The organism is Methanobrevibacter sp., assembly GCF_017468685.1.
Taxonomy (GTDB): Archaea; Methanobacteriota; Methanobacteria; order Methanobacteriales; family Methanobacteriaceae; genus Methanocatella.
The window spans coordinates 1-12,251 of record NZ_JAFUHT010000075.1 but is presented as its reverse complement, the minus strand read 5'-3'; the positions used below and the strand labels follow the sequence as shown (position 1 = coordinate 12,251).

The following is a 12,251-nucleotide window of genomic DNA, read 5'->3' as shown; positions in this document are numbered from 1 at the left end:
ATGATTTATATACTTGCATTTGCTGTAGGGTCTATTTTAGGTTTAGTTTATAGCTACAAACAACATGGTGAACCGTTTGTAGCAGTAACTGAATTCAATATGATCTATGCAGTTATATCAATATTAGGATGGTGTTTAGCATTTTGCTCAGGCAATGTTGTTTTATCAGCAATAGGTTTTCTCCTTGGAGGATTTGTAATGGGGGAAAGACCGGGTTATGGTAGAAAAGAAACTGCAGTAGGTTTAATTATTGCAATTTTTATGTATTTGTTATTAAAATTTACAGTATGATGTGATTGGAATGGATAATGATGCAAAATTAAAATTAATGCAAAAAAGAATTATAAAAAGTTATGCTTGGCAAAGAGATATTATAATTCCGTTTTCCAAGGATTTTGATTGTACTGTTGAAGAATTAGAGGAGGTTTTCTTTAATTCTCTAGATATGTCTTCTCTTGAGGCATTGCATGCAACTCATGAATCAGCACAGGATATCTGTCTATATCAAAAATTTAATGCTGATTTAAGATTGTGCTGGTTTAATGGAACTTTGGAATTGATATCTGATGAAGATGCTAAAAATCTTAAAATGAAATTAGTTAAAGAAGTTAAAAATGGAAAATCTTATGAAGATGCATTAAAAGAAGGCCATTTAGAATTATTTGAATTATTAAAAAAAGAAGCTAAATATTAATGTTTATTTACAATTATTAAAAGAGGGAGTACAATGTTAGACGCTATTAAGGATGTTGTGAGAAAAAGCTCAATTCATGTCTGTATTGTAAATTGTGGTGGATGTAATGGATGTGACGTAGAATGTGTTGCATTATTATCTCCAAGATATGATTTAGAGCAATATGGAATATATGTTCACAATAATCCTCGTGAAGCTGATGTTCTATTGTTAACCGGTGCTGTAACCGAACAATGGAAAGATAACTTAAAAAGAATATATGATAAAGCTCCTGAACCAAAAATAGCAGTAGCAGTTGGAAACTGCCCAATATCTGGAGATGTATTTGCACAGGAAGGGGGTCATGTAAATGCACCTGCTTCAAATTTCATCCCAGTTGCAGCAGAAATTCCGGGATGTCCACCAAGACCTAGTGAAATACTGGAAGCCATTTTAGCTGTGGGTCCTCAAGCTATTGCTGATCGAGGGAGGGAACAAAAATGATAGTACCTATTGGTCCAATTCACCCGGCTTTAAAAGAACCTGTCAGATTGAAGTTGCAAACTGAAGGTGAAAGAGTAGTTAAAGCAGAAATTGAATATGGTTATGTTCACAGGGGAATTGAAAAGATTATTGAAGGAAAAACCTGGCAGAAAGGAATATATCTATCTGAAAGAGTATGTGGAATTTGTTCATATGAACACACACAAACATTCGCTGAAACTATTGAAAAAATTTCAGATGTGGCCGTGCCGCCAAGAGCACAATTCTTAAGAGTTATTGCAAATGAACTGGACAGAATCCAAAGTCATTTGCTTGGAAACTCAACATTCTTTAAATCAATGGATCATGAAACTCTATTCATGCATGTTTTGGAATTAAGGGAATATGCAATGGATTCCATTGAACTTTTAACTGGAAATAGGGTTAATATGGGATGGAATGTGGTTGGTGGAGTTAGAATGGATGCTGATGAGCGCCATTTCGAGCCGATTCTTGAAAACCTTAAAAAGATTGAAGATAGATTTGAAACTGTTAGGGCACTATTTGCTGAAGGTCCTGCATTGGCTTTAAGATGTAAAGGAATAGGATACATGTCTAAAAAAGAAGCTATTAAAGGTCGTGCAGTAGGTCCGATTGGTAGAGCATCTGGTGTAAAAGAAGATTATCGTGAAGGTCATTATACTTATGATGATTATTTTGATTTTAAAGTGATTAGGCGAACTGAAGGAGATAATTACGCAAGAACAATGACAAGATTTGATGAAATTCCTGAATCAATCAGTCTTGTTAGGCAAGCAATTGAAAACATACCTGATGGTGAAGTTCGTACTCCTGCTGAAATTAAATCAGGTTATGCAATGCGTAAAAACGAAGCTCCTCGTGGTGAAGTAACCTATATGATTGAAACTAATGGTAATTTAATCAAAAATATTTCAATAAGAACTCCAAGTATTCCAAATATGGATTCATGTGCAAAATACATGATTCGTGATGTGCCAACAGTTGCTGATGCAGTTGCAACTTATGCAACAAGCGACCCATGTGTTGCATGTGCTGAAAGAGTGGCTATTACAAATGAGGTTGGAAAAACCGTTATTAAAGAATTTGATGAGGTGATATAAAATGTCATCTCTTATGTGGTATATTTATGATTTTGCCCGCAGGGCATGGGCTGATGCATTTGCTAATGCAAAATCAGAACCGGAACTTGCTGAAAAACCTGAACGTTTCAGAGATTTCCCAACAGTTAATAAGGAATATTGTATAGGTTGTGGTGCATGTACCGTTTCCTGTCCTTCACCTAATGCAATCAAATTAGTTCGTGACGAAGACTCTGAAGAAGGAGAGGGCATGACATATCCTGTAATTAAAGCAGGTGCATGTATTCGTTGTGGTTTTTGTGCTGAAGTTTGCCCAACTAATCCAAAAACATTGGAATGCGGTTTAAATCATTTGATTTTACCTGAATTCAATATAATTCCATCAAAAAGGCAATATATTGTTGACGATTATTTATGTATTAAATGTAAAAAATGTTTGAAAAAATGTCCTGTAGATGCAATTAGTGAAATTGATGGCAAAGTTGTTGTTAATCAGCTTACATGTATTTCCTGTGGGGAATGTGTTGAAGTCTGTCCTGTAAATGGTGCTATGAAAGCAGTATTTGTTGAAAACTTGCAAGATCAAAAAGATTTAATTCTGTTATGTGTTGATTACCTTGAAAATTATATCAACAGTAAAGAAGAGGACTTGAGGTCTTTGGAAAAAGATGGACTTTTACAATATGATGTTCCTTTATCTGAGATATGGGATAAGGCATTAAAAATAATTCCTGATGAGGAAGTTGCTCTTGAAATTATTACTAATGCTGTCAATAGGCTTAAAGTCAGAATTATCGATTGGGATAAGGATAAATGTAAGAAATGCCAATTATGTATTCCTGACTGTCCAACTGGTTGTATTTCATTTGATGAAAAAGAAGACACAATTGTTAGAGATAAAGATAGATGTTTAAGATGCAGTATTTGTTATCAGACATGTCCGTTTTCAGTAATCAAATACTTCATTTCAAAATTCTCACTTGATGATGGTGAAAATATTCATGTTACAGTAAAGGCATCTAATCTAAATGATGATATATTTATGGAGTGAGTGTTATGATTGATAGTTTTACTAAAACACCAAGACCATTAAGACATGTCGACGTTGATTATGTCGTTGATCAGACAAAATGTGCAAAATGCAGCGACAAGCCATGTCTAGATTCCTGTCCTATTGATGCAATTTATCTGGATGAAACTGATGGTCTTATTAAATTAAAAAGTACTTGCTTTGGTTGCGTATTATGTCGTAATGCTTGTCCATTTGACGCAATATCTCTTGATGTTAATATGGATCCTCCTTTAAAAGAAAATGTTCCAAACATCAATACAAAATTATGTAAGGCATGTGGAGCATGTGTTCAGGCATGTAAAAACGGTTCAATTCACATTAAAGCTGATGGAAAACATGAACCTCACAGTGAAATCGACAAAGATACATGTGTAAGATGCGGATATTGCTTTAGAGTTTGTCCGACTGATGCAATTAAATATGGAGAATTGCTTCCTAAGACTGTTAAGGGAGGTAAGGCAATTGTTGTCAACCAGGATAAATGTATTGGATGTATGACTTGTACAAGAGTCTGTCCGTCAATGGGTGCAATCAACGTTGGAAGAACTAATAAACTGCCTTATATTAATCCTGGATATTGTGCAAGATGTGAGGAATGTATGCATTCCTGTCCTTCAACTGCAATTAGATACTCTTCACGTAAGAAAGCTTATAAAATGTATAGTGAGATAAAATCTTATGATATTGTTTCCAGTATTATGGATTATGATATTAAAAGATTATCTCTTGACTTAATTAGTTTAAATAAAGTATTGGAGAAAGTTGGAAAATCAATAGCTTTGGAGTTTAATGATCAAAACTTTGAACATTTCATTGAATGTAAAGTAAATGATATGATGGAAAGAGAGCTGAAAATTAGTCTTGACTCCAGTATTGAAGTGGATAAGTTCACAAAGCTTGTCGGATCTTATTTAATGGACAGAAACATTGAAGTTTATGAGAAAAAATGTATTGCTTGTGGTGAATGTTATAATGTCTGTCCTGTTGAAGCAATTGAATTAAATGGTCCTAATCCAATAAAAATTAATGATAATTGTATTTATTGTGGAAAATGTGTTGAAGCATGTCAATTTGATGCTATCGGTGCTTATGATGATTACTTCTACAGCAAGGATCAGGATTTGTACTATGCTAGGTCTTATCTGTATAAGCCAAGAATAGGGGACTTTTCCCTTTCTGATGAAAAATGTCAGGCATGTGCTATTTGTGCTAAAAACTGCCCTACTGAAGCTTTAACATTGAATGATGATAAAATCGACTTTGATAGTGAAAAATGTATTTACTGCAGAACTTGCGAAGCAATTTGTCCATTGGATGCAATTAGAATTGTTAACTTTAGGTGAATCATGTTTGAAAAATCATTTATTACAGATTGTGAAGGTCCATTAACCTTGAATGATAATGCATTTGAATTATCTGCAAATTTCATTGAAGATGGTGGAGAATTATTTAAAATTCTTAGTTTATATGATGATTATTTAGTGGATATTGTCAAAAAGCAAAATTATAAGGCAGGTAATACTTTAAAATTGATTTTACCATTCTTTGTAGTTGAAAATCTAAGTAATTCTGATTTGGTTGAGTTTTCAAAAAATAATATTTATTCAGTTAACGATTCAAAATTCTTATTAAAATACTTGAAAGAATCTATGAATACTTATATAGTTAGCACCAGTTATGGTCAATATATTGAAGCTGTATCTAATTATATGGAAGTTCCATTTGAAAATACATTTTACACAAATGTTGATGTAGATGAGCTTAAATTAAATGATGATGAAATTCAAAAAATCAAAGAATTTAAAGATTTGATTTTAAATAATCCTAAAGACTATGAGTTGTTTGATGATATTTTCTTTAAACAAATTCCTGAAATGGCAATTTATGAAAAAATCAGACAAATCGAAGTAGTTGGGGGTCAAGGCAAAAAATTAGCAATCGATGAAATAATAAAAAGGGATAAAATAAATGTCAATGAAATTCTATACATTGGTGACAGCATTACTGATGTGGAACCATTGGATTTTGCCCATAAAAATAATGGAATCAGCATATCATTCAATGGTAATGAATATCCTTTAAAAGTTGCTGAAATCGCAATTGTTTCACCAAGCGCAATAACAACAGCGGTAATAGCTAATATTTATGCAGATAATGATAAAACTAAAGTTTTAAAATTTATTGAAGATTATAATATTTCAGATGATTTAAAAGAATTATTCAGTGACTACAATATAGATGAAGAAATAAAAAATAAATTTTTCAAAGTTTTTACAGGTAAATATCCTTTAATTCAAATAATAACTGATGAAAACTATGAAGAGATATTAACTCAAAGTAAAGAAATGAGAAACAATATTCGTGGTCAGGATATAGGTGGATTAGGTTAGGTGTTAAAAATGAATTATGATAAAGTTGAAGATACATTCTTTGAAGCTTTTGAAGGCAAATACGTAAGGGCATTAATTACAGGTCCAACAGAATCAATCGTTAAAAGAGCAGCATTTGATTCAACTTCAACTCCAAGTGCAGTGATTGGAAGAGTTGAAGGTGGTGTTGAAGGCTTTTTAGATGAATCACAAACTCCTGATGGTAGGTTTGGTGCAATCGTACAATACTGGTTGGGAGGAGATGATATTGAAAAATTTGCATTTGAACTCTCTTACAGATTAAGGCAAGATGTATTGGTAAAACCATTCACACGTATTTTTGATTACTCAGATAAAGACAGTAATGAATTTATTGAGATGATGGACATTGTAGGTCACTGTGGTGATGGGTACGAGTGGATTGTAGAGGAATTTGGAAGAACAATGATTAATGTACCAATTGCAGTTCCTGATTTTCAAATCGAAGAAAAATTTAAGATAAATGATGGAACTATGGGAGGAAACTTCTGGTATTTATGTGCAACTCCGGAAGCAGTTATAAATGCTGGTGATGCCATTATTGAAGCAATTATGAGTGTTGAAGGTGCAACTGCACCGTTTGATATTTGTTCTGCTGCTTCAAAGCCTGAAACAAATTTCCCAGAAATTGGCCCGACAACAAATCATGTTTATTGCCCATCTTTAAAAGAACGCTTAGGTGATGAATCTAAAGTTCCTGATGGCGTTAATTACATTCCTGAAGTTGTAATAAATGCTATTGATGAAAAATCTATGAATGAAGCTATAAAAGCAGGTATTGATGCAGCTTTGGAATTTGAAGGAGTAATTGGAATATCTGCAGGTAATTTCGATGGAAAACTTGGAGATAAAAATATTAATCTATTAGATATTTTAAAGTAAGGTTTTAAAATGGAAATTTATGATAATGATTTAAATGCAGAAGTTATCGGATTTGGAGCATTGAATGTAGATAAACTGTACTCCGTTGAAAATATAGTTTCTAAAGATGAAGAAAGCTTTATTAAAAATGAAACTGATACTCCGGGAGGCTCAGCTGCAAATACTATAGTGGGTTTATCCAGATTAGGCTGTTCCACATCAATTATTGGAAAGATAGCTGAAGATGAAGATGGAGATTTAATTGAATATCACTTGGCAATTAATGGAGTTTACACTAATAATTTAATTTATGCAGAAAATGGATCAACAGGAAAATGTTTGGGTTTTGTTGACAATGATGGAGAAAGATGCCTTTACATTGACCCTGGAGTCAATGATGAGATACGTATAGGTGAAATTAATCCATTGAATATTATGAGATGCAAAATAATGCATTATACATCATTTGTAGGCGATTCATTTAAAACTCAAATTGAATTATTGGAAAAACTTAATGATGAATGTGTATTAAGTTTTGATCCTGGAATGTTATATGTCAAGAAAGGATTTGATGAGTTAAAACCGATTCTTGAACGTACAGATATATTGCTCATCAATGAATCAGAATTAAGATTATTATGTGATAATAATAAAGATTCTTTAAAAGAATTGGCTATTGGATTTTTGGATTTAGGAATTGAAACTATTGTAGTTAAAAAAGGGTCCGATGGAGTATTTGCAATAAATAATACTGAGGAATGTGAAGTTGACGCATACTCATGTGATGTTGTAGATACTACAGGTGCCGGAGATAGTTTCAATAGCGGATTTTTATATTCATATCTAAAAGGATATGATTTGGAAAAATCCTGCAGAATCGGAAATTGGGTAGCAAGCAAATCTATTGAAGGATTTGGAATGGAAAAATTCCCAAATTTAAAAGATTTGGAGGATTTCTTTAAATAAATTAATTTAGTTGGTATTAAAATGAATGTATCTTTTATAAAACAGATGAAAAACTTGGAACGTGAAGTTTTATTGAAGTCTGTTGAATTAGATGATGACGGTGATGATTTCCAATTTGAACTAGAGGATTTTAGTGCAGATGAAGAAATATTTGCTGTTTCACCAAGATGTGTAAGATGTAACACCTGTGTTGGTGAATGTCCAGTTAATGCAATTGAACCAGCTAATATTTTTAGAATGGCTAAAATAACTGATAAATGTGTAAAATGTGAGATATGTGTTCAAACTTGTCCAGTTTCAGCGATTAAATTAATTAACAATAATATTAGTTATAATCATGAGGATGAACGGGAAGTTATTGAATATAATCTTTCAAATGTCAGTTGTTCTCATAGAGTAGTTCGTATGAACAGTATATCAATTGATTATACGGTTGATAATAATTGGGATGATTGTTCAAAATTATGTCCAACAGGCGCATTTACTCTAGAATTCAGAGAGTTTTTTGAAAGTAAGAATATGGATTTAGGAATTGATTTAATCGATGATGAGTTGTATCCGTATATTAATGAGAAAATGTGTATTGGATGTGGAGCTTGTAGAGAAATTTCACTAAATAACTTTGCTATTGAATTAGACAGGTATATAGGACCTATTGTTCATTCCAGATTTATTGACGTGAATCATGAATCCTGTGTAAATTGTTATTTATGTGAAGAGAATTGTCCAACCGGGGCAATTGAATTAGTTGACGGTGAAGTTGTTCTTGACAATGATAAATGTATAAGATGCATTGAATGTACACATCATTGTCCGGTAGGAGCATTAAAAAGAGTTGAAATTGAATAAAAATAGGGGGCTGTTTATGAAAGCAAAAGAATTAATGGATAAAGATTTTGTATACTTGAATGCTAATGATAGTGTTATAGATGCTTCAAAAGCAATGGAAGATGTAAGACGTTTTACTTGTCCTGTAGTTAATGATAAAAAACAATTAATTGGATGGATTACAGCATTTGACATTACAAAAGGTTTAAGAGAAGGAAATGAGAAAATTTCAGATATAATGAGCAGTTGTGAAGAAGTTTCCACAGTTCATGAAAATGATCCTGCAAGAAAAGCTGTTATCTTAACTGCAAACAACAAGTTTGTCACAGTACCTGTTGTAAATGACGATAATCAGGTTATCGGAATGGTACGTGCATGTGATATTGTTGAGTTATTGTCAGATTTATATGATATAAAAGTCGAAAGTTTATACAAGGCGATGCAAAATCAGCTAAAAGGTGTTAGTTGGGATGAATTAATGTCTGCATCTGCTTTAGTATCTAAGAAAACCACAGGTAAAAAGATTTCTGCCGAAGAATATGAGGCAAATATTATGAATTCCACTTTTGGAGAAGCTATCTGGTCAACTGGAGGACTTGAAAAATTCTTTGCAGGTTTAATCTCTGTAGGTGAAATGGTAGTGGCTCGCAGAGTTGGCAGAGCTAAAAAATAATTTAACGTGATATATATGAGTGAATATAATGAATATCAAGATAAAACAATCCTGGTAACTGGTGGAGCAGGTTGTGTAGGAAGTAACCTAACACGTAAATTTGCAGATTTAGGTGCTGAAAAAGTTATTATATTGGATAATATGTCTTCAGCATATGAATGGAATATTGCAGATAGGGATGCAATCGAATTTATTAAAGGCGATATTTTAGATGATGCTGTTTTAAAAAGAGTATTTAAACAAAAGCCTGATTATGTATATCATTTAGCAGCACACTTTGCAAACCAAAACAGTGTTGACAACCCTGAAAAAGATTTGATGGTAAATGGTATAGGTATTTTGAAAGTACTTCAATATGCACAACTCACTGGTGTTGAAAGGTTTGTTTACTCTTCATCTGGATGTGGAGTTTATGGACTTGACTCCAAAATGCCTTTTGAAGAACATGATATTTCAATTTCACTTCACACCCCTTATCAAGTAACAAAACTCTTGGGAGAACTCTACACTAACTATTTCCACAATCTGTATGATATGAATATTGTAAATGCAAGATTTTTTAATGTATTCGGTCCTGGAGAAGTTCCTGGAAAATACAGAAATGTTATTCCTAATTTTATGTATTGGTCTAAAAACGGACAAGCACTGCCAATCACAGGAGATGGTTCAGAAACACGTGATTGGACATTTGTAGATGATATCTGTAATGGATTAATTGCAATGGGAATTGAAGAAGAGGCAATTGGGGAAGCAATCAACTTAGGTTCCGGAAAAGATCACAGAGTAATAGATATGGCAAACAAAGTAAATGCATTAACTGGAAATGAAGCGGGAATCCATTATGTTGCTCGTCGTGATTGGGATGCTAAAACCAAGTTATTGTCTTCAATTGAAAAGGCAAAGGATATCTTAGGGTATTCCCCTAAAGTCTCATTTGATGATGGACTTGAAAAAACTCATGACTGGTTTGTTGAAAATTGGGAAAACATTCAAAAATCAGCTGAATTCTAAATGGAAAAATAATTTTTCCATTCTTCTTTTTTTTCGATTAATTATTTAAATAACCTAAATATAATGTATAATTAAATTAGGTGAATTCATGCACAAGAGAACAAAGTTTATAATTATTCTATTATTTTTATTATTTTTCAATTTGACAGTAATTTCAGCAAATGACACAAATTCATCAGATATTATTCAAAATACCAATTTAACAGATGAGTATGTCTGTGAGACAATTGCTGATGATTCTAATATTTCACAAAGCAATGAAAGTGGAGAAGCAGTAAAGACAACACCTGCAATATCCATTGAATCAAAAACTGTTAACAGTATAGATTCTCTTGAAATTTACCTTAAAAATTCATCAGGCACTCCGTTAGCCTCTAAAAATTTAAAAATTACCATTAATAATAATGTCAAAACTATTCAGACAAATTCCAATGGAGTTGCAAAATTAGCAATAAACCTTGCAGCCAAATCATATAAGTTGACTGTTTCATTTGAGGGAGATGATGATTATAATCCCACTTCAAAAATATTCAGTATTAAAGTTGTCAAACTCAAAACCAAACTTGTAGAATCTGCAAATTTTGTCATCAAGGGGAAATATATTTATTTCCATTTAGTTGACAGCAATGGAAATTCCGTTTCAGGAAAGAAAGTGACAATCAAATTCAATGGCAGGACATATAATAAGAAAACAAATTCAAAAGGCAAGGTAAAACTTAAAGTTAAGTCATCAGGTTCAATAAAGATTAAATTTAAAGCAGATAAACAATTCAAGTCTTCTTCTAAGAAAGTGTATGTCCATGTTGCAAGTTCAAGATCAATCAACATTGGAAATTCCAAACTGATTACAGATGGATATCTGAGGGTTTATCTAAAAATTGCTGGAAAGGCAGTATCTAAAAAAGTCACATTAATGATTGGTGGTAAAAAATTATCTAAAAAAGCAAATTCTGAAGGAATAGCTATTTTTAAACCTAAAGTCAATGCTAAATCATATACTGTTAAGGCAAAAGTAGGCAAGTATTATTCTGCCAAAAGCATCAAATGTTATGAGGGCAATGTTAAAGATCCTTTAAAAGAATCGATTCCAACTAAAAACGGCAAACCTGATATTGATGTCATGCCGGGAAATTATGTTATGGGAGACGGTAACGCAAAATACACTCTTAAGAAATCCCAATATCGTGAAGTCTTAAAAAGAGATAGCTATTGTCTGTTTTTAAATGGTAAACTTACAAAATACACATTCTTTAAAACAAAAAGTCATCCAAAACTGAATCATATAATTAAACGGGAAAAATGGAATGTGATTGAAAGGGCAATAAATGCAAAACTTGTCAAGAAAAATAAGAATGGGTATTGGCCGGGCAAGATTACAGTATCCCTTAAAGGAAAATCATACACTTATCCTTATGTAAGAGATTCACAGAATACCGGTTATACATGTGGGCCAACTTCCTGCAGCATGTGCAGCCAGGTCTTAAAAAATTACATATGTGAAAAATACCTGGCTAAACTTGCTAAAACTAATCGTGAAGGGACAAAATGTCCTAATATGATTAAGGCATTGCAAAAGAATAACTTTGAAGCGACTTATTTTTACAAGTCAACATTTTCTCAAGCATTGGATGAATTGAAAAAAGGAGGTTGTGCTTTGGTATTTCATGCTAATAGGCATTATGTTTCTATATTGGACATTAGCAGCAATGGTAAGAAGGTTTTAGTAAGTAATTCTTATGGCAGCTATGACAATATTCCAACCAAATGGGTTAAAGTGAGTTTCATGAAAAAGAAATTTTCTCCGCAATGGTCTGAAAGTCTGATTGTGAAACTTAATTATAAGTTGTCTGATTCAACCAAAAATAGCATTAATTCATATTATGCTAGTTTTGGAACTAACTGGCATAAGCATAATACTCGTCAAAGCATCGGTTAAGCATTTTTAATTTTTCATACCATTATTTTTTTTGATTTGATTAATTTAAGCTATATATTTTAAATACTTTTAAATTTAATATTACTTTGTATGGATTTGAATTTTGACTTTACTGAAAAAAGAGTAATAATGAGACCGTCCAATAAATAATTTTTTCTAATTTTTTTATTTTTTTCTTTATTATTGTTTTTAAATTTCCTGATTTTTAATTTAATTTTT

General features: G+C 32.1%; 13 protein-coding genes. All 13 read left to right on the top strand.

Annotated elements, in window-relative coordinates:
* The 13 genes from IJ258_RS09500 (at nucleotide 1) to IJ258_RS09440 (ending at nucleotide 12,032) form a co-directional block, all read left to right on the top strand.
* Complete coding sequence (locus tag IJ258_RS09500) at nucleotides 1–291, top strand: energy-converting hydrogenase subunit EhaL family protein (protein WP_292806312.1); 291 nt, start codon at nucleotides 1–3, stop codon at nucleotides 289–291.
* 10 nt (nucleotides 292–301) lie between these two features.
* Complete coding sequence (locus tag IJ258_RS09495; RefSeq protein ID WP_292806310.1) at nucleotides 302–694, top strand: DUF1959 family protein; 393 nt, start codon at nucleotides 302–304, stop codon at nucleotides 692–694.
* Nucleotides 695–727: 33 nt separating this feature from the next.
* Entirely contained in the window at nucleotides 728–1,177 is a 450-nt protein-coding gene (locus IJ258_RS09490) for an NADH-quinone oxidoreductase subunit B family protein (protein WP_292806308.1), read from the top strand.
* A complete protein-coding gene (locus IJ258_RS09485; protein WP_292806306.1) occupies nucleotides 1,174–2,298 on the top strand; it encodes a nickel-dependent hydrogenase large subunit in 1,125 nt (374 codons plus the stop codon). The genes IJ258_RS09490 and IJ258_RS09485 overlap by 4 nt, the downstream gene beginning before the upstream one ends.
* Before the next feature lies 1 nt (nucleotide 2,299).
* On the top strand, nucleotides 2,300–3,328 hold the full coding sequence (locus tag IJ258_RS09480; protein ID WP_292806304.1) for a 4Fe-4S binding protein: 1,029 nt from the start codon (nucleotides 2,300–2,302) through the stop codon (nucleotides 3,326–3,328).
* The gene (locus IJ258_RS09475) at nucleotides 3,325–4,692 is read left to right on the top strand and encodes a 4Fe-4S binding protein (RefSeq protein WP_366514579.1); all 1,368 of its coding nucleotides are present in this window, start codon (nucleotides 3,325–3,327) and stop codon (nucleotides 4,690–4,692) included. The genes IJ258_RS09480 and IJ258_RS09475 overlap by 4 nt, the downstream gene beginning before the upstream one ends.
* Before the next feature lie 3 nt (nucleotides 4,693–4,695).
* Entirely contained in the window at nucleotides 4,696–5,739 is a 1,044-nt protein-coding gene (locus IJ258_RS09470) for a hypothetical protein (RefSeq protein ID WP_292806300.1), read from the top strand.
* Nucleotides 5,740–5,748: 9 nt separating this feature from the next.
* The gene (locus IJ258_RS09465; protein ID WP_292806298.1) at nucleotides 5,749–6,639 is read left to right on the top strand and encodes a formylmethanofuran--tetrahydromethanopterin N-formyltransferase; all 891 of its coding nucleotides are present in this window, start codon (nucleotides 5,749–5,751) and stop codon (nucleotides 6,637–6,639) included.
* Between the two features lie 9 nt (nucleotides 6,640–6,648).
* Nucleotides 6,649–7,584, top strand: a complete 936-nt coding sequence (locus tag IJ258_RS09460) for a carbohydrate kinase family protein (protein WP_292806296.1) — start codon at nucleotides 6,649–6,651, stop codon at nucleotides 7,582–7,584.
* Between the two features lie 21 nt (nucleotides 7,585–7,605).
* The gene (locus IJ258_RS09455) at nucleotides 7,606–8,433 is read left to right on the top strand and encodes a 4Fe-4S binding protein (RefSeq protein WP_292806294.1); all 828 of its coding nucleotides are present in this window, start codon (nucleotides 7,606–7,608) and stop codon (nucleotides 8,431–8,433) included.
* Nucleotides 8,434–8,449: 16 nt separating this feature from the next.
* Nucleotides 8,450–9,085, top strand: coding sequence for an HPP family protein (locus IJ258_RS09450; RefSeq protein ID WP_292806292.1), 636 nt, complete (start codon nucleotides 8,450–8,452; stop codon nucleotides 9,083–9,085).
* A 15-nt stretch (nucleotides 9,086–9,100) separates the two neighbouring features.
* Nucleotides 9,101–10,096 carry an NAD-dependent epimerase/dehydratase family protein gene (locus tag IJ258_RS09445; protein WP_292806290.1) on the top strand — a complete coding sequence of 332 codons (996 nt, stop codon included), beginning with the start codon at nucleotides 9,101–9,103 and terminating at the stop codon, nucleotides 10,094–10,096.
* 88 nt (nucleotides 10,097–10,184) lie between these two features.
* Entirely contained in the window at nucleotides 10,185–12,032 is a 1,848-nt protein-coding gene (locus tag IJ258_RS09440; RefSeq protein WP_292806288.1) for a cysteine peptidase family C39 domain-containing protein, read from the top strand.
* The last annotated feature ends 219 nt before the right edge of the window (nucleotides 12,033–12,251 follow it).